Source organism: Paraburkholderia sp. WC7.3g, from assembly GCF_050436345.1.
Classification (GTDB): Bacteria; Pseudomonadota; Gammaproteobacteria; order Burkholderiales; family Burkholderiaceae; genus Paraburkholderia; species Paraburkholderia podalyriae.
Window position 1 is genome coordinate 3,431,833 of record NZ_JBNDMA010000002.1, and the last position, 25,193, is coordinate 3,457,025.

Below are 25,193 nucleotides of genomic sequence, written 5' to 3' on the forward strand. Positions count from 1 at the left end.
TATCGCACGTCGAGGAATTGCCTCGGCGTTGCAGAGTCAGCGTCCAAAAAAGAGCCAGCCGGTCAGCGCGAATAGCGGCAGCAACACGGCGCCGGACCAGCCCAGATACGCGAAAAAACTCGGCATGCGCACACCGCGCGATTGCGCCATGGCCTTCACCATGAAGTTAGGCGCGTTGCCAATATAGGTGTTCGCGCCCATGAACACGGCGCCGGCCGAAACCGCCGCGAGCGTGGTCGCTCCGGTGCTCATCAATGCCTGCGCGTCGCCGCCGGCCAGGTTGAAGAACACGAGGTAGGTCGGCGCGTTGTCGAGAAACGAAGATAGCAGGCCGGTGGCCCAGAAGTACATGATGTCGCGCGGCTCTCCTGACGGATCGTTGACCAGATGGACGATGCCCGCGAATGCGCCGGCCTCTCCCGCGCGCAGGATCATGATGACCGGCACGATCGTCACGAAGATGCCGGCGAACAGTTTGGCCACTTCCTCGATCGGCGCCCAGTTGAAGTCGTTGCCCGCGCGGGCCGCGCGCGGCGTCAAGGCGAGCGACAGCAGCGTGACGACGATCAGCGCTGCGTCGCGCACGATGTTTTGCAACGCGACGTGCGTGCCGAACACGTCGAACGCGATTTGCGGGCGCCACAATCCGCTCATCAGCACGAGCGCGATCACCGCGGCGAGCAGCACAAAATTGATCTTGCCGTCGATGCCGAGCGGCGCGCCATCGGGCGTCGGATCGAGGAACGCTGAACGCACCTCCTCGCGCTGGTGAAAGTAATACGAGTCGAGCGCATAGAACGCGGCGAGCAGCATGCCGCTCACGAACAGCATTGGCCGCGCGAGATGCGTGGTGGTCCAGAAAAAGCTCACGCCTTCGAGGAAGCCGAGGAACAGCGGCGGATCGCCGAGCGGCGACAGCGCGCCCCCAACGTTCGCGACGAGGAAGATGAAGAACACGACCACGTGGGTCACGTGGCGGCGATTGTCGTTTGCGCGCAGCAACGGGCGGATCAGCAGCATCGCCGCGCCGGTCGTACCCATCACGCTCGCGAGCAAGGTGCCGAGCGCGAGAATCGCGGTGTTCAGGCGCGGCGTGCCATGCAGATTGCCGCGCACGCAGATTCCGCCCGCGACGGTATACAGCGCGGTCAGCAGGATGATGAACGGGATGTACTCGTCGAGCATGGCATGCGCGAGCGCGCCGAGCGCCGCGTTGGCGCCGAAGCTCACGGCAAACGGCGCGACGAACGCGAGCGCCCATGCCGCCGCGATCTTGCCGAAGTGGTGATGCCAGAGGGCTGGCGCGATCAGCGGAAAGATCGCGATCGATAGCAGCACGCCCGCGAAGGGCAAGCCCCATAGCGCCGACAAGCGCGCGCCGTCGAGCGTCGCGGCCTGCACCGACGGCGAGCACAGCGCGACCATCGAAGCAACGGCGAGCCACAGGCCCACGCGTCCGGCCTGCGAATTCATCGCGATACAGGCCACGCGACGGTTTGCAACCGCGCGCACGACAGATACCGCGTTTGTTGCGTATGCGTTGGCACGCCGCCGCGAGACGCGTTCAAGCATCCTGGACGACGATCGCATGCACCCGGTAAGGGCCGTGCGCGCCCAGCACGATGGTCTGCTCGATGTCGCCGGTGCGCGATGGCCCCGACACAAAATTGACCGCGCGCGGCAGCTCGCCGCGCTCCTTGCGGATCAGGTCGAACGCCTCTTCATGACCCGCGACGATGCGCGAGCCCGGCACGATCGCGATGTGCGTCTCCGGCAGCAGCCCGGCCGACGCATACGTCTCGGGACCGGACAGCAACACGAGCGTGCCCGTCTCCGCGGTCGCGCAGAAGCAGCCGGTGAGGCCGACCACGTCATTGTCTTGCGGCTTGCGAAATTCGACGGCAAGGCCGGCTTCGGCCCACGGCAGATCGCGCAGCGTTTGCCACGCGATGGCCTGCAACGGCAAGCCGTGTTCCGTCAGATAGCGATGCGCGGCGGCGGGTACATCGGCCAAGGTTTGAACGGTGTCGACGGTGGTCGCCATTTTCTGCGCTTCGTCGATGAAACGCGCACGCAGATCGGCGGGCATGTCCGGACGCGGACCGGTTGGATGACGCGCGAGATAGTCCGCCGCGGCTTCGCGCTCGGCGGCGCTCGGCTCGGGCTCGCGCCCTTGCGCGGCGCGGATGCGCGCCAGGATGTTGCGGCGGGCAATCGATGTGTCCATGGGCGAAATCCTCGTGTCGACAGCCGTGCGATATGGCGCGGATTATACCGGCCGCCGTCCACGCGAACAGCCTGGCCGAACGGCATATTGCAGCCTGTCGATAGCGCGGCGACACTGTTCGCCACGCCACCCCGAACGCGAGCAGATCACGAACAGGCGATAAACCGAAAAGCAGGCCCCGAAACGCACTACTTCGCCGCCTCTTCTTCCGGCTGCGCGATACCGAACACCTGCCGCAGATACGCGAGATATGCCTTGTCCTCGCACATGTTCTTGCCCGGCGAGTCCGACAATTTCGCGACCGGTTGACCGTTGCAACGAACCATCTTGATCACGATCTGCAGCGGGTTGTAGCCGAGGTCGTTGGTCAGATTGGTGCCCACGCCGAACGCGAGCTTGCAGCGGCCGCGAAAGCGCTCGTACAGCTGCAGCACCTTCGGGATGTCGAGCGCGTCGGAGAACACGAGGACCTTCGTGCGCGGGTCGCAGCGATTCGCCTCGTAATGCTCGAGCAGGCGCTCGCCCCAGTCGAATGGATCGCCGGAATCGTGGCGAGCGCCGTCGAACAGCTTGCAGAAGTACATGTCGAAGTCGCGCAGGAACGCCTGCATCCCGTAGACGTCGGAGAGCGCAATCCCGAGGTCGCCGCGATACTCCTTCGCCCACATCTCGAAGCCGAAGATCTGCGAGTCGCGCAACCGCGGACCGAGCGCCTGACAGGCCTGCAGGTACTCGTGGGCCATCGTGCCGAGCGGCGTCAGGCTGTGCTTCATTGCGTAGAAGACATTGCTCGTGCCGGCGAACTGCTCGCCGAGGCCGTCCTTCAGCGTGAGGATCACCTCCTCATGCCATTGTTTCGAGAAGCGACGGCGCGTGCCGTAATCGGCGATTTTGCAGTCGGCGAATTCCGGACGGGCGCCAAGCAATTGGATCTTGTCGAGGAGACGGCCGCGGCCTACGTGATAGTCGGGCGTTTGCTGGGTGTTGCGGAAATAGACTTCGTTGACGATCGCGAGCACCGGGATTTCGAAGAGGATCGTATGCAGCCACGGCCCCTTGATGTCGATGTCGATTTCGCCATTGCCCTTCGGCGACGGCGCGATCGAAATGTACTTCTCGTTCAGATGGATCAGCGCGAGGAACTCGATGAAGTCGCCCTTGATGAAGCGCATGCGCCGCAGGTAGTCGAGTTCGTCGTCGGTGAAACGCAGTTCGCAAAGCTTGCGCACTTCGTCGCGAATCTCGTCGATGTACGGCACCAGATCGACGTTCGGTGTGCGGCAGCGGAAGCGGTACTCCACGTTGGCGGCGGGGAAGTGATGCAACACCACCTGCATCATCGTGAACTTGTACAGATCGGTATCGAGCAGCGAAGTAATAATCATGATGGTACGAACTGGACCGCTGAAAAAGCGAAAAGGGCTCACAGCACCCTTGCAACGGACGCGCTGAGCCGAGCGGCGCGCCAACCTGACGCATGTTACCCGAATGCATCCGCATCCATCGTGCCACCGGCCCTTCGCCGGCTGTCCACGGCCGCTCGCAGCACCCCATAAACTAATCACAAAAACATATAAAACGCATGGCCCGATGCTTTATCCGGCTCTTGACGTTACGTTACAATAACTCTTTTGGCGTCCGCGCCTTCCCCGATTCCGCATGCAGGAGCTGCCTGAATGACTCACGTTGTGACCGAAAGCTGCATCAAGTGCCGCTATACCGACTGTGTCGATGTGTGCCCGGTGGACTGCTTTCGCGAAGGTCCCAACTTCCTCGCGATCGACCCCGATGAATGCATCGACTGCGCCGTGTGCGTGGCCGAGTGCCCGGTGAACGCCATTTATGCCGAAGAAGACGTGCCGGGCGACCAGCAGGACTTCATCCCGCTGAACGCCGACCTGGCGAAAGCGTGGCCGAGCATCACGAAGACCAAGGCGCCGCTGCCGGAAGCCGACGAATTCAAGGATGTGAAGGAAAAGCTCGCGCTGCTCGCGCGCTGAGCGCGGCCTCCTGTCGCCTGAGTTGGCCGTTCAGATTTAATATCGAGGTGAACGCAGAGGTATTGACAGACGTTTAAGCTGCCCCTACAATTTCGCTTCTCTGCTGTTGTTTTTCTGTTCCTCGATAGCTCAGTCGGTAGAGCGCCGGACTGTTAATCCGTAGGTCCCTGGTTCGAGCCCAGGTCGAGGAGCCAAGAATTGCAAAAGCCCGTTAACCAAGACGGGCTTTTTTATGTAGATCGAGTTGTATTGCTGTTCCTCGATAGCTCAGTCGGTAGAGCGCCGGACTGTTAATCCGTAGGTCCCTGGTTCGAGCCCAGGTCGAGGAGCCAAGAATTTGAAAGGCCCGCATCCGTGCGGGCCTTTTTGTTTTTGCGGCCTGATCGATAGCCTCCCGCGCGCGGTGCGCCGTTATACGATGGCGGATTTACGGCGCACGTTTCCCCCGTTCTAGCGCCGGCCCACTCCCGACACTTAAACCGGCACGCTCATGAAATCCACCTCGCTACGCATCGCGCTCGCGACCGTCGGTGCACTGCTGCTCTATTCGGCGCATGGCGAAGAAATCGCCAGCGTCAACACGAATTTTCACGTTACCGGCTCCGACCGCGTGGTCGTCGAGGCGTACGACGATCCCGTCGTGCAAGGGATCACCTGCTACGTGTCGCGCGCACGCACCGGCGGCGTCAAAGGCACGCTCGGCATCGCCGAAGATCCGACCGAGGCGTCGATCGCGTGTCGCCAGGTCGGGGGGCTGCATTTCACCGGCCCCGTCAAGCGGAAGGACGATGTGTTTTCGGTCAGCATGTCGCTGATCTTCAAGTCGCTGCACGTGGTGCGCGTGGTCGACACGAAGCGCAACGCCCTCGTCTATCTGACCTACAGCGACCGCGTGGTCAGCGGCAGCGCGAAAAACAGCGTGAGCGCCGTGCCGATGCCTGCCGGCACGACGATTCCGGTCAAATAAGAGCAAGGACGGCCACATGACGGCGCGAGCGGCGCGCGGGCGCACCCGCCGCCGTCCCCGATAACGACGCGCTAAACTGACCGGTCCAGCTGAACCTTCGTCATGACCGCCACCCCTCGTTTCCGCGATTCCGCCCGTTATTGGCGCACGCCGCTGCTGCCCGGCGCGGATCTGCTCACCGCCGAATATCACGACCACGAGTTCGCGCCGCATTGGCACGACGCCTACACGATCCCGGTCATCGTCGCGGGCGCGGAATGCTACCGGTATCGCGGCGAGAACCATGTCGCCGAAGCGGGCAGCGTGCCGGTCATCAATCCCGGGGAGTTGCACACGGGGTCGAAGGCGGTCGAGGCCGGCTGGCGGTATCGCGTGATGTATGCGCCGGTCGAGTTCCTCCGCGCGCTTGCCGACGAAGTCGCCGGCAAGCCGCAGGCGTTGCCCTGGTTCGCACCCGGTGTGATCCGCGATGCCGATCTCGCGACGCGGCTCGCGCACGCCCATCGTCTGCTCGAAGCCGGCGACGACGCGCTCGCCGCCGAAGCCGCGATGCTCGACGCACTGTCCACGTTGCTGGTCCGCTACGCGCAGACGCGCCCCGCTTGCGCGCGCGTCGCCGCCGACGACACCCGCGTCGCACTGATGCAGGAGCGTCTGACCGGCGATCTCGTCGAACCGGTGACGCTGGCCGAGGTCGCGAGGGCGGCGGGTCTATCGCCGTTCCATGCGGCGCGGCTGTTCGCGCAATCGACGGGCCTGCCGCCTCACGCGTGGCGCAATCAGGTGCGCCTGCAGCGCGCGCTCGCGCCGTTGCGCGCCGGCGTCCCCGTAACGCACGTCGCCGCCGCGAGCGGCTTCACCGATCAGAGCCATTTCACGCGGCATTTCCGGCGCATGTTCGGCGTGCCGCCAGGTCAATGGCAAGGCACGCAACGGGGCTCGTAACGCGATGCGGCACCACCGACGCTCGCACGGCGCGCCATCAGCGTCTCACTGCGACCCCTGAGCCTCGACCCTCCATCCACCAGCAACCCCGCCGCAAGAACGTACAAGTTCGAACGCCCGTCAGCCGCTATGCTTCCGGAATCAAGGAGGCGTAGATTGACCGATCCCACCCAAGGCCAGCCTACCCGGGCCGGCCATCTCAAAGAATTCGCCGCCGGCGCGCGCGACATCATCCCGATGATGGTCGGCGCCGCCCCGTTCGGCGTCATTTTCGGCACACTCGTGACGTCCGGCCCGCTGCACCTGTGGCACGGCCAGTTGATGTCGCTCGTCGTCTTCGCGGGCTCCGCGCAGTTCATCGCGCTCGGCCTCATCGCCGGGCATGCGAGCTTCGCCGTGATCTGGGCGACCACGTTCGTCGTCAACCTGCGTCATGTGTTGTATAGCGCCACGCTCGCGCCGCACGTCGCGCATCTGCCGAAGCGCTGGCGTTGGGCGCTCGGCGCGCTGTTGACCGACGAGGTCTTCGCGGTCGCGTGGGAGCACTACCGGCACCGCGAGCCCGGCACGGTCGGCCCGTACTATTTCTTCGGCGCCGGCGTCGCGATGTATCTGAACTGGCAGCTGTGGACCGTCGCCGGCCTGCTGTTCGGCGCGGCCTTCCCGGGCCTGCAATCGCTCGGTCTCGACTTCGCGATGGTCGCGACGTTCATCGCGATCGTCGTGCCGCAACTGGTCGCGCTGCGCTATATCGCAGCGGCCGCCACCGCCGGCACGCTGGCGTTTTTCTGGCAGGCCTGGCCGTACAAGCTCGGTCTGCTCGGCGCGGTATTCGCGGGAGTCGCGGTCGGCGTGCTGCTGTCGATGTCGCGTCTGAACCTGCGCGGCGCGCGCCGTACCGTGGAGGCCACACGATGAACTACGTCGTTCTGATCGTCGGCATGGCCGCGATTACATGGTTGATCCGCGCGACCGTGTTCGTGCTCGGCGACCGGCTCGTGTTCCCGCCGCTTCTGCGCACCGCGCTTAGCTTCGTGCCGGTTACGGTGCTGACCGCGATCATCGTCCCGATGGCCGTGTCGCCGCACGGCAACGACGCCGAGTTGAGCTGGCGCAATCCGCAACTGGTCGGCGCGCTCGCCGCGATCGTCGTCAGTGCGCTGACGCGCCGGCCGCTGCTGACGATCGCTGTCGGTCTGGCCGTGTTCTTCGTGTGGCAGTGCGCGGTGCTGAAGTAAGCGCGCCTTCTCTGCGCTGAACAACTCGTCAGCGGTCCGTCGACAGCTCGCTCCGCTGCGGGCCGCGGTGCCGCGGCCCGCGAGCGCTCGAATCTTCCCTCCAAAGCGCCCGCGCGTCGCCGGGCCGCCCTCAAGTTTCCCGCCACCCCGCCGATATGCAGTCGAGGTCCGCTCATCGGGAGTCGTCCCGCTGGTTATGCGGCTAAAGGTATGAATCAAGCGCGTCGGCAGCCGGCGTCGCGTCGCCCGGTCCGCGAGTGGCTGGGCGATCTTGCGACGCCGCGCCGCGCGTGGCCGCATTAAACGGGATAACACATGGGTCAAATCACCCTGAAGCTCAAGGACGAGACCGTCGCGTCGCTGCGCAAGGACTTCGATGCCTTCTTGCGGGTCTCGCTGAAGCTCGATCCGCAGTTCGCGACGCCGTCGTTCGAGGATTTCTTGCGCGCGAAGCTGCTCGACAACATGGTGCCGCTAACCGAGCACGCGGTGCAGCGGATGCTGCAGGGCGGTCAGTACGCGTGGGCCAAACGCACGCTCGACAAGGAGTTTCCGGACGTCGTGTCGATCCTGATGCGGCAGGCGAGCGAATTTGGCTTCGGTTTCGCGGCGCGCTCGGAATGGACGCCCGAGGAGCTGACCAAGCAATGCCGCGACTGGGCGGCCGCGATCGTCAAGGAAGCGGAAGGCGACGCGACGCTGGTCGACCCGCTCGCCTCGCAGATCAAGAGCACGGTGCAGGACATCCAGGCGCTGGAGGAAGTGATGCAGACGCCGGCGTGGCGGCTCGTCGAATCGCTGCGTCAACGCGTCTACGAGGCGAAGGTCGCGTGCGAGACGAGCGTGGGCAGCACCGCTCGCGAGAAGCTCGGCGAACTGCGCGGGCTGTTGCGGCTCGGCATTTCGCACGGCACGTTCCAGAAGCAGGAAGCGCAGCAGATCATGGAGTATCTGCGGCTCCTGAAGCCGGAGATTTTCGTCGAGGAGCCGTACGACGTGTTCTCGCGACTCGCGGCATGGCTGCGCAATTTCTTCGTGCCGCCTGCTCCGGTCGCGCAGCAACAGCAGCGGCAGTCGCGCTGAGCGTGTATCGACGCGCATCCGCGCACCCGCGCATCAACCGCAACGCGGCGCTACCCGCTCAATCCCACATCTTCCTGAGCTTCGCCGCAATCTCGATCTTCGCCTGCGCGGCCGCGGCTAGCCCCGCCGCGCCAGGCGCGCTCGCCACGGGCACGCGCGGCCATGCGTAGGCATCGAACAGCGGCAGCATCGGCGTGGCGATGAAGCGCGTGCGCGACGCCCACACGTGCCGGTCGCCCAGATGCGTCTGGTTGTGCACGTAAAAGCGCTGCGGCACGACGATATGCAGGTCTTCCTTCGCGCGCGTCATCGCCACGTAGAGCAGGCGCCGCTCCTCGTCGATTTCGTCGTCGCTGCCGGTGCCGAGATCCGACGGAATGCAGCCGTCGACGCCGTTCAGCACGAACACGTTGCGCCACTCCTGGCCCTTCGCCGAATGAATCGTCGACAGGATCAGGTAGTCCTCGTCGATCAGCGGCACGCCGGATTCGTCGCTGGTGGCATCGGGCGGGTCGAGCGTCAGCTCGGTCAGGAAACGCTCGCGCGACGGATACGTGCCCGCGATGCTTTCCATTTGCAGCAGGTCCGCGTGGCGGATCGCGGCGTCTTCGTGATTGCGCTCGAGATGCGGCTCGTACCAGCGCCGCACCATTTCGAACTCGGCGGGCCACGGCGTTTTCCGCCCGTACACGCCCGACATCAGCCGGACGAACGGATGCCAGTCTTCCTGCGCGCGAGCGGGCGCCGCAAACGCGGCCAGTACGCCGCCGGCGGTCGCGACTGGATCGCCGCCATCCGCGCGCGCGGCGATGTCGTCGAGCACCTTCGCCGCGGTACCCGGGCCGACACCCGGCAGCAGCTGCACGACCCGAAACCCGGCGACGCGGTCGCGCGGATTCTCGGCCCAGCGCAGCACCGCGAGCACGTCCTTCACGTGCACCGAGTCGAGAAATTTCAGCCCGCCGAACTTGACGAACGGGATATTGCGGCGCGTGAGTTCGATCTCGAGCGCGGCGCTGTGATGCGCGGCGCGAAACAGCACCGCCTGCGACTTCAGCTTCACGCCCTGCTCGCGCGCTTCGAGCACCTGCTCGACGATGTAGCGGGCTTGCGCGGCATCGTCAGCGACCGTGACGAGGCGCGGGCGCTGCGCCGACGCCTTGTCGGTCCACAGATTCTTCGTGTAGCGCTCGCTCGCGAGCTCGATCACCGCGTTCGACGCGGCAAGAATCGGCTCGGTCGAGCGATAGTTGTGCTCGAGCGTGACCTGCCTCGCCGGCGGCTCGAACTGGGCGGGGAAGTCGAGGATATTGCGCACTGTCGCGCCGCGAAACGAATAGATGGACTGGGCGTCGTCACCAACCACGGTCAGCCCGCGGCCGTCCGGCTTCAGCGCGAGCAGGATAGACGCCTGCAGGCGGTTGGTGTCCTGATATTCGTCGACCAGCACGTGATCGAAGCGCGCCGACAGATCGGCCGCGATGGCGGGCTCGCCGGCCATGTGCGACCAGTAGAGCAGCAGATCGTCGTAGTCGAGCACACTCTGCTTCTGTTTCGCGTCGACGTAGGCGGCGAACAGCCGGCGCAGATCCTCCTCCCACTCGCGACACCACGGAAACGGGCGCTCCAGCACCTGGCCGAGCGATGCGCCGGTGTTGACGACGCGCGAGTAGATCGCGAAGCAGGTGCCCTTCGCCGGAAAGCGCCGCTCCTTGGCGGACAGCCCGAGCTCGTGACGCACGAGGTTCATCAGGTCGGCGGAGTCTTCGCGGTCGTTGATCGTGAACGCGGGCGCGAGACCGATCAGATCCGCGTATTCGCGCAACAGCCGTGCGCCGACGCTATGAAACGTGCCCGCCCACGTCAGCCCTTGCGCGAGCGCGGCGCGAGCCCCGGCGGTGGTGGCCGCGGCGGCCGTGATGCGCGTCACACGGCGGGTCATTTCGAGCGCCGCGCGGCGCGAGAAGGTCAACAGCAGGATGCGCTGCGGATCGGCGCCCTTCACCACCAGATTGGCGACGCGGTGCGCCAGCGTGTTGGTCTTGCCGGAGCCGGCGCCCGCGATCACGAGCAGCGCGCCGGGCAGCGCGTCTGGCGTGTCGGTCCCGTATTCGACGGCTTCGCGTTGGGCGTCGTTGAGCTTCGCGAGCCAGGAGGTGGTATCGAACGACGGAGCGGATTCGGCGACGGTGGACACGGATAGGCTTTGCGTGCTGGATGGATTTCAGGATGCGACGCACACTGTATATCCATACAACCCCACGCGACAAGCGCCCTTTTTCCGGGCGCCCATCTGCGGGGGCCAGACGTCGGCAGGCGGGTGGCCTGACGCACAACCCGTTAAGCGAGAGTCGTCGGCGGCGCGCGAGCCTCGCAACGCCACGCGCCGCCGCATCCAGCAGGGCTTAATGCTTGACGTCCGCGCCATCGGCCTGCGCGGCAGCCTGCCCTTCCATGTTCATCTTCATTTCGTTATCGGCGGTCTGCCTGTCCGCCTTCTGGTTCAGCTTCGCGCCGCGCACCTGGTCCTTGTACTGGTCCTTTGCGGCCTTCTGCTGCGCCTTCAATTCCGCTTTCGAGGACTTTTTCGCCGCGCGATACTCGGCGTTGGCCTTGGCGTCGGCGTCGCGCTTCTGCACGAGCGGGTCGGTCGAGCCCGACGCCGTCAAACGGGCCGGCGGCGGCGCCTCGACGCCCTGCGCGGCGGGCGCGCCGGGGACTTGCTGCATGCCTTGCGCCGAAGGCGGCGCCTGCAAGCCCTGTGCGCCAGCAGCGGACGGCGGCACCATGTCGGCGGCGCCCTGGGTCTGGATTTGCGCGTGACCGCCAATGCCTGCTGCCGGTGCTGTCTGCGCGACAGCGGCCGTCGCGGCAAAAGCGGTGAGGGCGGTACCGATCAGGAGCGAACGAATCTGGGTCATGGCTTTCCTCTCTAAAGTTGTCGTGACTCGGGCGGACTTTCCGGCATCGCGATGACGGTATGTCCCGCGCGCCTCACCCGGTCTGGACGTCGCTGGATGGGTGGCCGGGGAGCGATCCCGGAAATGCCAGCGGGCTTTGCTGCTGAACTGCACTTTAGGAGTGAAATCCGTCCGACGCGACCGGCGTTACGGAACGTTTCAGTTTCCGATAACTGAATAACATCTGCTTTCATTTGCTTGCCGGGGCGCGTTTCGGAGGAATCCTGCGCAGGTCGAACGGCCCGCGCCGCCGCGGCGCATGCACTTGCTTTATGATGCGAACCCCGAACGCGACCCGTGCCCCAAGGTGCAAATGCGATGCCCAACCTCAATTTCACGCTGACCGGCGAATACGTCGAACTGCACAATCTGCTGAAAATCACGGGCCTCGCGGATAGCGGCGGCTCAGCGAAGATGATGGTTGCCGACGGCGCCGTGATGGTCGACGGCCGCGTCGAGACGCGCAAGACCTGCAAGATCCGCGCGGGCCAAGTCGTGCTGCTCGGCGATACGCGGATCGCTGTCCACGAAGGCTGACGGCAGTCCGGAAATTCGCGGGACGCCGCGCACCAGGATTGTGCGTTGTCCATCGACATCGGCCGGGCGAGGCAATAAGCTGTCGGTTTCGACAGGTATACGACGGACCGCGCCACGCGCGCGTAGTCGGCTGACCGGCTCGCCGCCGCGCCCCCGCCGCCGGAACGCGCAGCGCGAGGTACGCGCCCCCGCTTGCGCCGGTCCCGCGCTGCTGCCAGCGCCGTCGCCATCGCTGTCGCCACCTTTCGCCGCCAGGCATTCGATGACTCAACCCAGCTTCGCCCGAGCGGCCAGCCGGCCGCCGACCCTATCCCGCCACGCGGCCGACACCGCGCGGCTCGCCGCGCCGCTCGCGATCGCGCAACTGTCGCAGATGGCGATGAGCGTCACCGACACGATCCTGCTCGGTTCGCTCGGCCCCGATGCGCTCGCCGCCGGCGGCCTCGGCGCCAACCTCTTTTTCGTCGTCGTCACGTTGCTGCAGGGCGTGCTGACCTCGGTCAGCGTCAGCGTCGCCCACGCGCGCGGCGCGCAGGACGACGGCCGCGTGCCGCATATCTACTGGACCGGTTTCGTGCTGTCGGTGCTGCTGTCGGTGCCGGCATTCAGCCTGCTGTCGTTCGCGTCGCACATCCTGCTCGCGTTCGGCGAGCCGGGCCTGCTCGCGCACAACGTCGGCCAATACGCGGCGGTACTGCGCTGGGGCGCGCCCGCGAGCCTGATCGGCGTCGGCCTGATGCGCTCGTTCCTGCCGGCGATCGGCGCGGCACGGCGCCTGTTGTGGGTGTCGATCGTGAGCGTCGGCGTGAACGGCTTCCTGAACTACGGCTTGATTCACGGCGCCTACGGGCTGCCGCGGCTCGGTTTTCTCGGCTCGGCGGCCGCGACCACGATCACCGTATGGCTGACCGCGCTCGTGCTGATGGCGCTGCTGCATCTGCGGCCGCGCTTCCGTCATTTCGTCGTCGCGACGCGGCCGAAACTGCCATTGATGGGCGAATTGTTCGGCATCGGCTGGCCGGTCGCGATCACCTACGGCGTCGAGTCGACGCTGTTCCTTGCCACTGGCCTGATGGTCGGCCTGCTCGGCGAATCGCAACTGGCCGCGCATCAGATCGCGCTGAACGTCGCGTCGGTCGCGTTCATGGTCCCGTTGTCGATCGGCCAGGCGGCCAACGTGCGGGTCGGCTACTGGGCCGGCGCCGGTCAGCCGCTCGCGGCGCGCCACGCGGGCTTCGTCGCGCTCGCGCTCGGCGTCGGCTTCATGTCGATGTCGGGCCTCGTGCTGGTCACCGCGCCGCACTGGATCGTCGGCCTGTATCTGCATCTCGACGACCCGGCCAACGCGCCGACCATCGCGCTGGCCAGTTCGCTGCTCGGCGTGGCGGCGATTTTCCAGATCGTCGACGGTATGCAGGCGGTGGGCTCCGGTTGTCTGCGCGGCCTGAAGGACACGCGCGTGCCGATGATCGCGGCCGCGTTCGGCTACTGGGTGATCGGGTTTCCGACCGGCTATCTTCTCGCGTTTCACGCCGGCCTCGGCGCGCGCGGCTTGTGGTGGGGGCTCGCGGCAGGGCTCGCGAGCGTCGCGCTGTTGATGACGCTGCGCTTTCATCGGCTGAGCCGGCGGCAGACGCCGGTGGAACGATCGGTCACGCCGCCGGCGCGGTCGGTCCGAGCGAAGTAGCGGTATGCCCCACTGCTGAAGCGTGATGATCTCTGTCGCGCGCGGCGACGCCGCGCTGTCGGCGCGGAGCAACGACGAACACGCGCCCCAATTCCCTTAGAATGGTTTTCTCGACAGCATGTGCAGGCCTTCGCTGTCGTCACGCGAAAAAACTTGCAAAACAAGGGGAAAACAGCGTGCAGGGCCAATTCGAACAACATCGGCGGGCCGCGCGCCGCCGCTTCCTATTCAGCACAACGAGAGAATTTTTCCTGCTCTGTTGCGCCGCAGCAGTTTTGACCGCCTGCGCGACGAAGCCGCCCGCCACCGCGTTCGACCGCAAGGTCACGCACGCGCTGCCCGCCACCGCCGATACGCCGCTGCGCGAAGCGCTCGCGCCGCTCGAGGCGAAGCATCCGCGGCAATCGGGGTTTCGCGTGCTGGCGAAGGGCAGCGACGCGCTGCAGGTGCGCATCGCGCTCGCGCGCGCCGCAACCAGAACCCTCGACATGCAGTACTACATCGCCAAGGAGGACGCCACCGGCAAGCTGCTGCTCGGCGCCGCGCTGTACGCGGCCGATCACGGCGTGCGCGTGCGCATGCTGGTCGACGATCTGAACTTCAAGGACATCGACCGCATCATGGCGGGGCTGAACTCGCACGACAACATCGAGATTCGCGTGTTCAATCCGTTCGGCAGCCCGCAGCAAGGCATGTTCGAGCGCACCACGAACCTGTTCACTCAGATCGGCCACTTCACGCGCCGCATGCACAACAAGGCGATGATCGCGGACAACCAGCTCGCGATCGTCGGCGGGCGCAATCTGAGCGACGAGTATTTCAGCGCGAGCGAAACCCTGCAGTTCCGCGACCTCGACGTACTCGCGGCGGAACCGATCGTCGCCGACGTCTCCGCGAGCTTCGACGACTACTGGAACAGCGACCTCGCCTATCCGCTGCGCGCGCTGAACAAGCAGAAATTCGACCAGAAGGAACTCGACCAGACGCGCGACGACTTGCGCCAGCACTGGCGCAGCAACGCCGATCCGTACAACGCGAAACCGCTGAATGCGACGCCGCTCGCCGCACAGATCACGAGCGAGCGACTCGGCATCACGTGGGCAAGCGCGGAATTCAGCGCGGACGCGCCGGAGAAGATCGAACATCCGTCGCCCGACTACGTGAGCCCGCCGCTCGCGCGGCTGCGCGAACTGATGCGCGACGCGCACCACGACTTCCTGATCGTGTCGCCCTACTTCGTGCCGCACGCGTCGGGCGTGCAGGCGGCCAGCGGGCTCACGCATCGCGGCATCCGCATCGCAGTGCTGAACAACTCGCTCGCGGCCACCGACGCGGTCGCCGTGCAGGCCGGCTACAGCCCTTTCCGCGTGCCGCTGCTCAAGGCGGGCGTCGAACTGTACGAGTTCAGGCCGCACCAGGACACGCCGAACGTGGGGCTGGTCGGCTCGCGGTCGCGCGCGAGCTTGCATGCGAAGGCTTATGTGATCGACCATCAGATTCTCGTGATCGGCTCGATGAACCTCGACCCGCGCTCGGCCAATCTGAACACTGAGCTCGCGCTCGTGATCCACAGCCCCGAACTCGCGAATCAGGTCGCCAGGATCTTCGAGCGTGCCACCCAGCCCGATCAGAGCTACCACGTGACGCTCGCCGACGCGACCCAGCTCGCCTATCTGCGCTCGATCGGCGCGCCGCTGTCGCCGCTCGTCTGGACCGACGTCGAGAACGGCCAGACACGCACCTACATTTTCGATCCGCAGGCCGGCTTCTACCGGAATGCGCTAACCGGTCTATTCTCCTTATTGCCGGTCAACCCGGAACTTTGAGAAGCGGAGTCAACCATGACTGAAGACGTACGGATGGAGCGCGACACGTTCGGCGAAATCGCGGTGCCGAACGCCCGCCTGTGGGGCGCGCAGACGCAGCGCTCGCTGCAGAACTTCAAGATCTCGACCGAGAAGCAGTCGCCCGAACTGATCGCCGCGCTCGCGGTGATCAAACGCGCGGCGGCCGAAGTCAACCTCGGCCTCGGCGAACTCGACGAGCAGAAGGCCCGCGCGGTCATGCAGGCGGCCGACGAGATCATCGACGGCAAGCATCCGGACGAATTTCCGCTCGCGGTCTGGCAGACCGGCTCGGGCACGCAGACCAACATGAACCTGAACGAGGTGATCGCGAATCGCGCGAGCGAGTTGCTCGGCGGCGAGCGCGGCGAAGCGCGCAAGGTGCATCCGAACGACGACGTGAATCGCGGGCAGTCGTCGAACGACGTGTTTCCGACCGCGATGCACGTGGCCGCCGCGAGCGCCATCGTCACGCATCTGCTGCCCGCGCTGAAAACGTTGCGCGATACGCTGGACAGCAAGGCGAAAGCGTTCGCCGACGTCGTCAAGATCGGCCGCACGCACCTGCAGGACGCGACGCCGCTCACGCTCGGCCAGGAATTCTCAGGCTATGTCGCGCAGCTCGAGCAAGGCATCCGGCACGTCGAGTCGGCGCTGCCACACCTGTACGAGCTTGCGCAGGGCGGCACTGCGGTCGGCACGGGACTGAACGCGCATCCGAAGTTCGCCGACAGCGTCGCCGCCGCAATCGGCAAGCTGACCGGTCTGCCGTTCGTGTCGGCGCCGAACAAGTTCGAGGTGATGGCGGCCGCCGACGCGCTGGTGTTCGCGCACGGCGCGCTCAAAACGGTGGCCGCGAGCCTGAACAAGATCGCCAACGACATCCGCTGGCTCGCGAGCGGCCCACGCTGCGGTCTCGGCGAGCTGTCGATCCCCGAAAACGAGCCGGGCAGCTCGATCATGCCGGGCAAGGTCAATCCGACCCAGTCCGAAGCGTTGACGATGCTGTGCGCGCAGGTGTTCGGCAACGACGTCGCGGTGAACATCGGCGGCGCGAGCGGCAACTTCGAGTTGAACGTGTTCCGTCCGATGATCGCGCACAACGTGCTGCAGTCGCTGCGCCTGCTCGCCGACGGCGCGCATAGCTTCAACGAGAACTGCGCGGTGGGCATCGAGCCGAATCACGAGCGCATCGATACCTTGCTCAATGAATCGCTGATGCTGGTGACCGCGCTCAATCCCCACATCGGCTACGACAAGGCCGCGCAGATCGCAAAGAAAGCGCACAAGGAAGGCACGACGCTGAAGGCTTCGGCGCTGGCGCTCGGCTATGTCACCGAGCAGCAGTTCGACGAATGGGTGCAACCGAAAGATATGGTCGGGCGCACGGCATGACGATGCGCGACGCGGCCCGAGAAATGGCGCGCAAAGGGGCGCGCCGTTCGGGGCTCCGACGCGCTTAAATCTTTCCCTGCGCGACTTCTTCCGGCTTCAGCTCGACGATCGCGTCGAGCGCTTCCTTCACGTCCATCGCGTACCTGGCGAGGCGTTTCTGCTCCTCCGTTTGCGGCTCGAAGGCGGGCACCGGCACCGGATGGCCGTTCTCGTTGACGGCGACCATCACGACGAGACAGTCGGTGGTCTGCAGCAGCTCGCCGCCCTTCGGATCGCCCGCCTGCACCGACACGTGAATGTGCATGCTGGTGCGGCCCGTCGCGACGACGCGCGCACGCAGTTCGACCAGATTGCCGACGAGGATCGGCCGGCGGAAACGGATATTGCCGACGCTGACCGTCACGCAATAACGCCCCGACCACACTGCCGCGCATGCATAGGCGGTCTCGTCGATCCACTTCATCAGCGCGCCGCCGTGCACCTTGCCGCCGAAGTTGACCGAGGTCGGCTCGGCGAGAAAGCGGAAGGTGGTTTCCGAACGGTCCAGCGGTGCGGCGGGCACAGTGCTCATCTTGACTCCGGTCAATCGGATGCATTGAAAGGAGGCGATTATACGAGCGCAATATTGCGCGCGGCGCTGCGTCGATTGGGGACGCGGCGCGAGGCGCGAGGATGGCCGAAGCTCGGGCCTAGTTGTGGACGCTGACGCCTTCGTCGATGGTGCCGTACATGCTGATGCTGCCGCTGCCGGCCGAGCCGGAGCCGGCTCCGCCCCCCGCGCAGGCGCTGAACAGCAGAACCGCCGCGGCGACGGCCAGAAGAGTTTTCATTGCATCGTGTTCCTGCAAGACAGGCTTCGATTCTAGCCTGGCCACACCAGACAACGCGGGAACGCGGGCTGGCAGGACACAACGCCGCATTCATTGTTCACGCAAGGCTGAAACATCGAATACCCGATGCGCGTAGAGTAGGAATCGTGGCGGCGCGCTTTGCCATTCGGCCACACTGGCCTTCGCCGCCCATTCAGGAGACGTGAGATGACGGCCCCCGTTGCAGACGACCAGAACCACTTCCCCGGCCTGAGCCGGATCGGCGCGCTGCTCGCGGACCCAGGTCGCGCCGCGATGCTGTGGGCGCTAATGGACGGCAGCGCCCGCCCCGCCGGCGAACTGACGATGATCGCGGGGCTGTCGCCATCGGCGGCGAGCGCCCATCTCGGACGGCTCACCGACGGCGGGCTGCTCGCGCTCGAAGTGCGCGGCCGGCATCGCTATTTCCGCATCGCGTCGCCGGACATCGCCGCGTCGATCGAAGCGCTCGCGAACGTCGCGCAGGTCAGCGCGGCGCAGCGCCCCGTGCCGCGTCAGGCCCGCACCGTGCCGCTCGAGATGCGCTTCGCGCGCACCTGCTACGACCACATGGCCGGTGAGCTGTCGGTGCGGCTGTTCGAGCGCATGCTCGAGCGCGGGCTGCTGACGCAAAACGGCACATCGCTCGAAGCGACCGCGCAGGGCGCCGCCCGCTTCGCCGACTGGGGCATCGACCTCGCCGCGCACAAGACTCGCCGCCGCTTCGCATGCACATGCCTCGACTGGAGCATGCGCCGGCCGCATCTGGGCGGCGCGCTCGGCGCGGCGCTGCTCGACGCGTGGTCGTCGCACGGCTGGGTCGAGCGGACCGTGCGGCCGCGCGTGCTGCGGGTTACGCCGGCCGGCCAGCAGCATTTCGATGCGTTTCTGGCCGGATAGACGGTTGCGTTACTCGCGGCGCGATGGCGCGATGGCGCGAGACGCGACGCCGTGAGACCTTTTGTTACACGCCCGCGAATCCACCTTACAAATGAGCGGGCCTTGAAACATGGCCGACAGCTACAGTGACTGAACGGACCCGGCCCATCGCCGCGTCCGCCGGAGATCAGTCATGACACACGCCAAGCAGCCCGTGCAGCAAGCCGGGACCCAACGCCGGATGAGCGGCTATACGCTGATCGCGGCCGCCGTCGTCGCGCTCGCCGTGCAGAGCGCCCTGGCGCAGCAAGCGCCAGCCGCGCCGCAAACCGCGGCGGCCGTCGCGTCGGGCGGCGACCCGTCGGGCGGCGACCCGTCGGGCGGCGATCCGCCGGGGCGCATCGCGCGTCTGAATTACACGGCCGGCGCCGTGACCACCGAGCCCGCCGGCGCGACCGACTGGTCCTACGCGCAGATCAACCGGCCGCTGACGACCGGCGACCAGCTTTGGAACGACCAGAACGCGCGCTCCGAGTTGCACATCGGCTCGACCGCGGTGCGCCTGGGTCAGAACACGAGCCTCGACGTGCTCAACCTCGACGACACGAGCGCGCAACTGAAAGTCGCGCAAGGCACGCTGTCGACGCGCGTGCGCGAGCTCGCGCCGGGATCGTCGTATGAAATCGACACGCCGAACCTTGCGCTCGGCGTGAACGGTCCCGGCGACTACCGCGTCGACGTCGCGCCCGACGGCAGCAGCACGACCGTCACCGTGCGCAGCGGCAGCGCGATCGCGTACGGCGACGGCGGCCAGGCGCCGATCGCGGCGGGTCAGCAGCTCCGCTTTGCCGGCACCACCCTGCAGCAGCTCGCCGACAATCGCGCGCCCGCTCTCGACGAGCTCGACCAGTGGGCCGCCAGCCGCGACGCCACCGAAGACCGCTCGCTGTCGGCACGCTACGTGTCGCGCGACGTCCCCGGTTACGAAGACCTCGATGCCAACGGCACGTGGCGCGAGACGCCGCAGTACGGTGAAGTGTGGGTACCGAACGCGACGCCGGCCGGCTGGGCGCCCTATCACGACGGCCACTGGGTCTGGCAGGCGCCGTGGGGTTGGACGTGGGTCGACGACGAACCCTGGGGCTTCGCGCCGTACCACTACGGCCGCTGGGCCCAGGTCGACGGCACATGGGCCTGGGTACCCGGTCCGCTCGAAGCGGACGCGGCGCCGGTCTATGCGCCGGCGCTGGTCGCGTTCGTCGGCGATAACGAGGGCGGCGTCGACTGGGGTGTGAATCTGGCGGTCGGCGGCGTCATCGCGGCAGGCGTCGCGTGGTTTCCGCTCGGGCCGGGCGAGCGGTGGCATCCGCATTGGCGCGATCACGACCGCTGGAGCGCCGGGTACTACGACCGCGTGAATCGCCCGACGATCGTCAACGATTTCCACCGCAACGTGAACGTCCACAACACGTACGTCAACTATCGCGTGCCGGGCTGCGTGACGGCCGTGCCGGCGACCGCGTTCGTGCACGGTCAGCCGGTCGGACGCTTCTCGCAGAAGATCGATCCCGCGCAGTGGCGCCACGCGCGGATCAACCCTGGCGCACCGGGGATAGCACCGGTGCGCGAGAGTTTCGGGTCGGATCTGCGGCGCGCGAATTATCGGCCGCCTGCGAGCGTGGCCGCGCGGCCGGTCGTTGCGACACGCAACCCCGTGATACCGGCTGCGTACCATGACGAGCTCGCGCAGCGCTTCGCGCAAAGCGGCGGTCGGGTGCCAGGTGGCGGTCAGCCGGTCGTGCACACCTCGGTGCCTGCGCATATGACCGGCGCACCGAGCGCGCTGCCGATGGCGAACGTGCGAGTCGTACGATCGCATGTGCCGGGTCGTCCGCCGGGGATGGCGGCCGGTGCCCCCGCTGCGCCTGGCGCGGCTGGCGGCATCGCGCCGCGTGGCGTCGAGCAGGCGGGCCAGCGGCCCGGTGAAGCGGCCGCCGTGGGGCCGCATGCCGAAGCGCCGCAAGCGCGTCCGGGCATGCCGCCGCAGATGGTCGGCAACCCGCATCCGCCGCAGCCTGGGCTCGCGGGCAATGCGGGCCATCCGTCGAACGGGGTGCCGCGGCCGCCGCAAGCAGGCGGCGTCAATCCAGCCAACCCAGCCTACGCACGGCAGCACGGCGCGCCGCAGGAATGGGGCGCGGTCGGCAGGTCGCAGCCGACATGGACGCAGCCACATACGCCGATGGCGCAGCAGGCACCACGAGTCGAGCAGCCGGGCGGACCGCAGCAACCGAGGTTCGCGCCGCAGTCCGGGGTGCCGCGTCCGCCGGAAAATCCGGCCGCACGGCAACAGGCGCGTGGGCCCGAAGGGCATCCGCCGGCGATGCAACCGGCACCGCGCGCGGAGCCGCCGCAGCAACCGCGTCCTGAACCACGGATGCAGCAGGCGCAGCAACCGCGTGTCGAGCCCCGTCCGCAGCCGATGCCGCAAGCGCGGCCCGAGCCGCAGTTCCAGCAGGCGCAGCAGCCGCGGGTCGAACCGCGTCCGCCGATGCAGATGCAGCAGCCGCGCCCCGAACCGCGCCCGCCGATGCAGATGCAGCAACCGCGCCCCGAACCGCGTCCGCCGATGCAGATGCAACAGTCGCGCCCCGAACCGCGGCCTCAGCAGGTGCAGCAGCCGCGTGCGCAACCCCAGCCGCAACCGCAACACGCCGAGCAGCACCAGGGCGGCGGCAATCGCGACGAGCATCACAAGAGCTGAGCAGGACGGCTGCCGTCCCGACGACAAAAAGCCCCGCGACGCAAATCGTCGCGGGGCCTTTTATGTTTGACGAGCCCGAGCGCTACTGCCTCGCTTGCACCGCCATCAAATCGCCATCGGCGCCGTCAGTGGCTCGTGATGCCGATAGCCGACCAGCGAGAAATCCGCCGGCTCAATTTTCTCGAGCCACTCCGGCTCGTACACGCCGGTCTTCGCGTAGTCGGGCACACGATCCGAAATCGCCAGCCGCGGACTTTCGTACGGCTCGCGCCCGAGTTGCTGGTGCAGCATGTCGAGCTGATTCTCGTAAATATGCGCATCGCCGATGAAATAGCTGAACCAGCGCGGCGTATAGCCCGTCAGCCGACCGGCCAGATGCAGCAGCGCGCCGCCCTCGGTCAGATTGAACGGCGTGCCGAGCCCGACGTCGTTGCTACGGATATACAGGCACAGCGATATTTCGCGGCGCGTGACGTTCGGCAGGAACTGGTACAACAGATGGCAGGCCGGCAGTGCGATCTGATCGAGCACGGCCGGATTCCAGGCATGGAAAAGAATCCGTCGATCGGCGGGATTCTGCATGATCGTGTCGAGACACTGGCGGAGCTGATCGATCGACTTGTAAAGCAGTACCTTCGAGCGGCCTTCTTCGTCGAACTGCGTGATCACGCGGAAACCGCGCGCCTGCGCGTCGGCGAGCTGTGCGCTCGCGCTGGCGTCGAGAACCTTGTAGGCCGGCCACTTGCGCCATTGCACGCCATACACATCGCCGAGATCATCCGGGCCCTCGCGATACGGATTGGCGAGCCACTGCGCGTTCTGATTCGCGTTACCGTCCCACACCTTGCACCCGAGTTCGCGGAAGTCCGCGGCGCTGCGCGAAGCACGCAGAAACCCGACCAGCTCGCCGATCGCCGACCTGAACGCGAGCTTCTTCGTCGTGACCGCCGGAAAGCCCTGCTGCAGATCGAAGCGCAGCATCGCGCCGGGCATGCTGATGGTGCGGATGCCGGTGCGGTTTTCCTGCCACGTGCCGGTGTCGAGAATCGTGCGGACGAGTTCCAGGTATTGTTTCATGCGGTTTCCTTCGACGCGGCGCGAACCCGACCAGGCGCGCTCACGGAATTGAGCAAAGCCTGATTCTAACAAGCGCAACCGGGCGACGCCGGGGCACGGCGCGCCGCATGGGAAGTATCGAGGGGGAAATCAGACGGAAAGGAAAAGCCCGTGGAACGCGAAATACGAGCGGCCAACACGCGCACGCACGCACACGCGACAGCGCTTCGACGCCTGGCCGGTGGACCCGCGGCGACGCGCCAGACCTTCGCATGCCACGTCGCCAGCCTCGCCGCTCGCCCGCCGCCTTATAGATGCTGCACCGTCGCCGGCAAATCGCCGTGCGGCGTCGACATCGGTTCGCCTTCCATGTGACGCATGCCATGCGAGCACAGCAACCGGTACAGCGTCACCCGCGAGATGCCGAGTTCCTGCGCCGCATCGCCGAGCCGGCCGCGATGCCGCAGCAACGCAAGCTCGATCGCCTGACGTTCGGCCGCTTCGCGCGCCTGCGCAAGCGAGACCGGCACGATCTCCACGTATTCGGCCAGTTCGAGATCGCGCGCGGTGATCGCGCGTCCCTCCGACATGACGATCGCGCGGCGCACCCGGTTGATCAGCTCGCGCACGTTGCCCGGCCAGCCGTAGTTATGGAGCGCGGCAATCGCATCGGGCGCGAAGCCGCGTAGCCGACGGCTGGCATCCTTCTTGAAACGTTCGAGCATGTGCCGCGCGAGCAGTTCGATGTCCTTGCCGCGCGCGCGCAGCGGCGGCTCGTCGATCTGCAGCACGCAGAGGCGGTGATACAGGTCTGAGCGGAAGCGCCCTTCGATCATCGCCGCGGTCATGTCCACGTGGGTGGCCGAAATGATCCGCACGTCGACGTCGATCGCGCTATGTCCGCCGAGCCGCTCGACCTTGCGCTCCTGCAGGAAGCGCAACAGGCTCGCCTGACTTTCGAGCGGCAGATCGCCGATTTCGTCGAGAAACAGCGTGCCGCCGTTGGCCGCTTCGACCCGGCCGATCTTGCGCTGGTTCGCGCCGGTGAACGCGCCGCGCTCGTAGCCGAATAGTTCCGATTGCAGAAGATGCGGCGGGATCGCACCGCAATTGATCGGCACGAACGGCGCGTTGCGCCGCGCCGAGCGTTCGTGAATCGCAACCGCCGTCAGCTCCTTGCCGGTGCCCGATTCGCCGGAGATGAACACCGGCGCGTCGGTCATCGCGACCTTGCGGATCGAGCGGAACAGCGCAAGCATCGCGTCGCACGAGCCGACCATCTCGCCTTCGGCGCCCTGCGAGCCGTCGTTCGACGCGGTCTCGCTCAACGAGATCATGCCGTAGGCATGACCAACAGAATCGACGATACGGTCGCCCGAATACGGCACCGTCACGTAATCGAAACAGTAGTCGCGCACGAGCCGGCGCAATGCGGCGTCCTGCAGTTGGCCAGGCGTGGTGGCGGCGACCCAGCCGACGTTCGGCATGGTCAAACAGGTTTCAAAAGCGGCGATTTCGTGCGGCTGGAAATCGCTGGACAGATCGAGCAGGCCGCCAGCTGCCGAGCCGGTGCGCACTGCCCGGCGCGCATCGCGCGCCGATCCCACGACTTCGACATGCCAGCCGCGCTGCAGAAAACGCGTATTCAGTTCCGCGCTAGGGTCGCGCGAAACGTAAATCAGTTGCCGCGTTGCGGGTTCCATTATTCAGATCCTCTCGTCAACGAACGTTTAGGACGACGCATGCACCTGAAACTGCAGTTCAGACACGCTGACTCGTTCGGGATTCGCGAATCGCAAAACCCGAACGGCCATTCCATTCCGTGCGGACAGCTGATCCCCAAGAAAGCGGCGTGTGTGTTTGAGACGGCCTGATATGGGCCTTTTTTAAACTTTGAGCTGTTGTTCGAGAGCTTACTATACGTGCGCCGCTTCGAAAACAATTATGCGAATTTAATCAGTAGACCCCTTGCCCATCAAGGCTTAGCGGCCGATCGTGGATGATTAAGCCGACAAATAAAACATTAGTGGAAGCGCTTTTCGTGGCGTTCCCGCGACAGTAGTTCGTACTTCACGGATTAACGAATTATAGGTATTTTCTGCTGCTCCGTTTCAGCACTGCAACGTTTTTCCCCGATTTGGAACGCATTAGCTCTGTTTCTGCCGGTTGACGCCAGACGCATCAATGGATTGCGAGCGATGGCATAGGTTTCGCTAAATGGCGAGCACAGGGAGACACATCATGCGACTTGCATTCTGCATCGATCTGATAAGCCGCCGCGCAGTTGACTTCGCAATTTGCGCAGCCCTTGCCCTCAGCGCTCCGCCAGCGAGTGCCGGCACCCCGACGGCGCAAGCCGCCCCCGCTCGATCCGCCACGCTGGCGGATTCCAACGATGCCGCCGACCCTGCCTCCGCCAGCCTGCAAGCCACGACGCCGGTTCCCGCGGAAGACGACAGCCAGAGCGCCGCCAACGCGTGGAACCCGGCTGCCGATGCTGCATCGATGAACGACATTTCGCTCGACGACCAGATGCTGTCGCGCCAACGCGGCGGCGCGGTCGGCATGTTGATGGTCGCCGCGACACCGCAACTGATGCAAAACAGCGGCAACCAGGTGACGTTGTGGGACGAGATTGCCCCGCCCTCGCCGCTGCCGGTGCCCGTCGATGCCGCGCGCGCCGCCCAGGGCAACGTCGCGACTTACCAGTGCAAGTAGCAGGACGTAGCACCGAACAGACAGCGAATCACCAGGTAATGCAGG

At 66.1% G+C, this 25,193-nt stretch carries 22 protein-coding genes and 2 tRNA genes; 15 read left to right on the forward strand and 9 right to left on the reverse strand.

Annotated elements, in window-relative coordinates; translation table 11 throughout:
* Positions 1-36 precede the first annotated feature (36 nt).
* From OKW43_RS27185 to pncB, 3 genes are all read right to left on the reverse strand, one after another.
* Positions 37-1,473, reverse strand: coding sequence for a sodium:proton antiporter (locus tag OKW43_RS27185; protein ID WP_187634787.1), 1,437 nt, complete (start codon positions 1,471-1,473; stop codon positions 37-39).
* A 91-nt stretch (positions 1,474-1,564) separates the two neighbouring features.
* Positions 1,565-2,227, reverse strand: coding sequence for a LutC/YkgG family protein (locus tag OKW43_RS27190; protein ID WP_429450842.1), 663 nt, complete (start codon positions 2,225-2,227; stop codon positions 1,565-1,567).
* Between the two features lie 188 nt (positions 2,228-2,415).
* Complete coding sequence (gene pncB, locus OKW43_RS27195; RefSeq protein ID WP_187634785.1) at positions 2,416-3,612, reverse strand: nicotinate phosphoribosyltransferase; 1,197 nt, start codon at positions 3,610-3,612, stop codon at positions 2,416-2,418.
* Between the two features lie 291 nt (positions 3,613-3,903).
* Here pncB and fdxA point away from each other — a divergent pair, with 291 nt between their 5' ends.
* The 8 genes from fdxA (at position 3,904) to OKW43_RS27235 (ending at position 8,460) form a co-directional block, all read left to right on the forward strand.
* Positions 3,904-4,227 carry a ferredoxin FdxA gene (fdxA, locus tag OKW43_RS27200; RefSeq protein ID WP_187634784.1) on the forward strand — a complete coding sequence of 108 codons (324 nt, stop codon included), beginning with the start codon at positions 3,904-3,906 and terminating at the stop codon, positions 4,225-4,227.
* A gap of 118 nt (positions 4,228-4,345) precedes the next feature.
* Positions 4,346-4,421, forward strand: a tRNA-Asn gene (locus OKW43_RS27205).
* 62 nt (positions 4,422-4,483) lie between these two features.
* A tRNA-Asn gene (locus tag OKW43_RS27210) sits at positions 4,484-4,559 on the forward strand.
* A 158-nt stretch (positions 4,560-4,717) separates the two neighbouring features.
* Positions 4,718-5,194, forward strand: coding sequence for a CreA family protein (locus tag OKW43_RS27215; protein ID WP_187634783.1), 477 nt, complete (start codon positions 4,718-4,720; stop codon positions 5,192-5,194).
* 102 nt (positions 5,195-5,296) lie between these two features.
* A complete protein-coding gene (locus OKW43_RS27220; protein WP_187634782.1) occupies positions 5,297-6,139 on the forward strand; it encodes a helix-turn-helix transcriptional regulator in 843 nt (280 codons plus the stop codon).
* Between the two features lie 156 nt (positions 6,140-6,295).
* Entirely contained in the window at positions 6,296-7,057 is a 762-nt protein-coding gene (locus OKW43_RS27225; RefSeq protein WP_187634781.1) for an AzlC family ABC transporter permease, read from the forward strand.
* Positions 7,054-7,377 carry an AzlD domain-containing protein gene (locus OKW43_RS27230; protein WP_187634780.1) on the forward strand — a complete coding sequence of 108 codons (324 nt, stop codon included), beginning with the start codon at positions 7,054-7,056 and terminating at the stop codon, positions 7,375-7,377. Before OKW43_RS27225 ends, OKW43_RS27230 begins: the two co-directional genes overlap by 4 nt.
* A gap of 315 nt (positions 7,378-7,692) precedes the next feature.
* Positions 7,693-8,460, forward strand: a complete 768-nt coding sequence (locus OKW43_RS27235) for a DUF4088 family protein (protein ID WP_429450846.1) — start codon at positions 7,693-7,695, stop codon at positions 8,458-8,460.
* A gap of 58 nt (positions 8,461-8,518) precedes the next feature.
* Here the strand turns inward: OKW43_RS27235 and OKW43_RS27240 are convergent, their stop codons facing one another.
* Both OKW43_RS27240 and OKW43_RS27245 read right to left on the reverse strand, forming a co-directional pair.
* The gene (locus tag OKW43_RS27240) at positions 8,519-10,657 is read right to left on the reverse strand and encodes an ATP-dependent helicase (RefSeq protein WP_429450848.1); all 2,139 of its coding nucleotides are present in this window, start codon (positions 10,655-10,657) and stop codon (positions 8,519-8,521) included.
* Positions 10,658-10,865: 208 nt separating this feature from the next.
* Positions 10,866-11,381, reverse strand: a complete 516-nt coding sequence (locus tag OKW43_RS27245) for a hypothetical protein (RefSeq protein ID WP_187634777.1) — start codon at positions 11,379-11,381, stop codon at positions 10,866-10,868.
* A 357-nt stretch (positions 11,382-11,738) separates the two neighbouring features.
* On the opposite strand from OKW43_RS27245, the gene OKW43_RS27250 reads away from it, so the two are divergent.
* The 4 genes from OKW43_RS27250 (at position 11,739) to fumC (ending at position 16,883) form a co-directional block, all read left to right on the forward strand.
* The gene (locus tag OKW43_RS27250) at positions 11,739-11,957 is read left to right on the forward strand and encodes an RNA-binding S4 domain-containing protein (RefSeq protein WP_013090085.1); all 219 of its coding nucleotides are present in this window, start codon (positions 11,739-11,741) and stop codon (positions 11,955-11,957) included.
* Between the two features lie 262 nt (positions 11,958-12,219).
* Entirely contained in the window at positions 12,220-13,644 is a 1,425-nt protein-coding gene (locus OKW43_RS27255) for an MATE family efflux transporter (RefSeq protein WP_429450850.1), read from the forward strand.
* 101 nt (positions 13,645-13,745) lie between these two features.
* Positions 13,746-15,470, forward strand: a complete 1,725-nt coding sequence (locus OKW43_RS27260) for a phospholipase D family protein (RefSeq protein ID WP_246530094.1) — start codon at positions 13,746-13,748, stop codon at positions 15,468-15,470.
* Positions 15,471-15,485: 15 nt separating this feature from the next.
* Entirely contained in the window at positions 15,486-16,883 is a 1,398-nt protein-coding gene (gene fumC, locus OKW43_RS27265; RefSeq protein ID WP_429450853.1) for a class II fumarate hydratase, read from the forward strand.
* A gap of 64 nt (positions 16,884-16,947) precedes the next feature.
* Here the strand turns inward: fumC and OKW43_RS27270 are convergent, their stop codons facing one another.
* Both OKW43_RS27270 and OKW43_RS27275 read right to left on the reverse strand, forming a co-directional pair.
* Positions 16,948-17,454, reverse strand: coding sequence for an acyl-CoA thioesterase (locus OKW43_RS27270; protein ID WP_429450855.1), 507 nt, complete (start codon positions 17,452-17,454; stop codon positions 16,948-16,950).
* Between the two features lie 118 nt (positions 17,455-17,572).
* Complete coding sequence (locus OKW43_RS27275; RefSeq protein ID WP_187634772.1) at positions 17,573-17,713, reverse strand: hypothetical protein; 141 nt, start codon at positions 17,711-17,713, stop codon at positions 17,573-17,575.
* A 207-nt stretch (positions 17,714-17,920) separates the two neighbouring features.
* On the opposite strand from OKW43_RS27275, the gene OKW43_RS27280 reads away from it, so the two are divergent.
* Positions 17,921-18,631, forward strand: coding sequence for an ArsR/SmtB family transcription factor (locus OKW43_RS27280; RefSeq protein WP_429450857.1), 711 nt, complete (start codon positions 17,921-17,923; stop codon positions 18,629-18,631).
* A gap of 172 nt (positions 18,632-18,803) precedes the next feature.
* On the forward strand, positions 18,804-21,374 hold the full coding sequence (locus OKW43_RS27285; RefSeq protein WP_429450859.1) for a DUF6600 domain-containing protein: 2,571 nt from the start codon (positions 18,804-18,806) through the stop codon (positions 21,372-21,374).
* Between the two features lie 105 nt (positions 21,375-21,479).
* Here the strand turns inward: OKW43_RS27285 and OKW43_RS27290 are convergent, their stop codons facing one another.
* Together OKW43_RS27290 and OKW43_RS27295 are read right to left on the reverse strand one after the other, a co-directional pair.
* A complete protein-coding gene (locus OKW43_RS27290; RefSeq protein WP_187634769.1) occupies positions 21,480-22,451 on the reverse strand; it encodes a thymidylate synthase in 972 nt (323 codons plus the stop codon).
* Between the two features lie 287 nt (positions 22,452-22,738).
* Complete coding sequence (locus tag OKW43_RS27295) at positions 22,739-24,133, reverse strand: sigma-54 dependent transcriptional regulator (RefSeq protein ID WP_187634768.1); 1,395 nt, start codon at positions 24,131-24,133, stop codon at positions 22,739-22,741.
* Between the two features lie 538 nt (positions 24,134-24,671).
* Here OKW43_RS27295 and OKW43_RS27300 point away from each other — a divergent pair.
* Positions 24,672-25,148, forward strand: coding sequence for a hypothetical protein (locus OKW43_RS27300; protein ID WP_429450862.1), 477 nt, complete (start codon positions 24,672-24,674; stop codon positions 25,146-25,148).
* Positions 25,149-25,193: the final 45 nt, after the last annotated feature.

Coding starts and splice junctions, on each gene's coding strand:
- OKW43_RS27275 (WP_187634772.1), bottom strand. CDS start 17,713: ATGAAAACTCTTCTGGCCGTCGCCGCGGCGGTTCTGCTGTTCAGCGCC.
- OKW43_RS27300 (WP_429450862.1), top strand. CDS start 24,672: ATGCGACTTGCATTCTGCATCGATCTGATAAGCCGCCGCGCAGTTGAC.
- OKW43_RS27295 (WP_187634768.1), bottom strand. CDS start 24,133: ATGGAACCCGCAACGCGGCAACTGATTTACGTTTCGCGCGACCCTAGC.
- OKW43_RS27260 (WP_246530094.1), top strand. CDS start 13,746: ATGGTTTTCTCGACAGCATGTGCAGGCCTTCGCTGTCGTCACGCGAAA.
- OKW43_RS27230 (WP_187634780.1), top strand. CDS start 7,054: ATGAACTACGTCGTTCTGATCGTCGGCATGGCCGCGATTACATGGTTG.
- OKW43_RS27190 (WP_429450842.1), bottom strand. CDS start 2,227: ATGGACACATCGATTGCCCGCCGCAACATCCTGGCGCGCATCCGCGCC.
- OKW43_RS27215 (WP_187634783.1), top strand. CDS start 4,718: ATGAAATCCACCTCGCTACGCATCGCGCTCGCGACCGTCGGTGCACTG.
- OKW43_RS27250 (WP_013090085.1), top strand. CDS start 11,739: ATGCCCAACCTCAATTTCACGCTGACCGGCGAATACGTCGAACTGCAC.
- OKW43_RS27285 (WP_429450859.1), top strand. CDS start 18,804: ATGACACACGCCAAGCAGCCCGTGCAGCAAGCCGGGACCCAACGCCGG.
- OKW43_RS27290 (WP_187634769.1), bottom strand. CDS start 22,451: ATGAAACAATACCTGGAACTCGTCCGCACGATTCTCGACACCGGCACG.
- pncB (WP_187634785.1), bottom strand. CDS start 3,612: ATGATTATTACTTCGCTGCTCGATACCGATCTGTACAAGTTCACGATG.
- fdxA (WP_187634784.1), top strand. CDS start 3,904: ATGACTCACGTTGTGACCGAAAGCTGCATCAAGTGCCGCTATACCGAC.
- fumC (WP_429450853.1), top strand. CDS start 15,486: ATGACTGAAGACGTACGGATGGAGCGCGACACGTTCGGCGAAATCGCG.
- OKW43_RS27245 (WP_187634777.1), bottom strand. CDS start 11,381: ATGACCCAGATTCGTTCGCTCCTGATCGGTACCGCCCTCACCGCTTTT.
- OKW43_RS27185 (WP_187634787.1), bottom strand. CDS start 1,473: ATGAATTCGCAGGCCGGACGCGTGGGCCTGTGGCTCGCCGTTGCTTCG.
- OKW43_RS27280 (WP_429450857.1), top strand. CDS start 17,921: ATGACGGCCCCCGTTGCAGACGACCAGAACCACTTCCCCGGCCTGAGC.
- OKW43_RS27270 (WP_429450855.1), bottom strand. CDS start 17,454: ATGAGCACTGTGCCCGCCGCACCGCTGGACCGTTCGGAAACCACCTTC.
- OKW43_RS27220 (WP_187634782.1), top strand. CDS start 5,297: ATGACCGCCACCCCTCGTTTCCGCGATTCCGCCCGTTATTGGCGCACG.
- OKW43_RS27235 (WP_429450846.1), top strand. CDS start 7,693: ATGGGTCAAATCACCCTGAAGCTCAAGGACGAGACCGTCGCGTCGCTG.
- OKW43_RS27255 (WP_429450850.1), top strand. CDS start 12,220: ATGACTCAACCCAGCTTCGCCCGAGCGGCCAGCCGGCCGCCGACCCTA.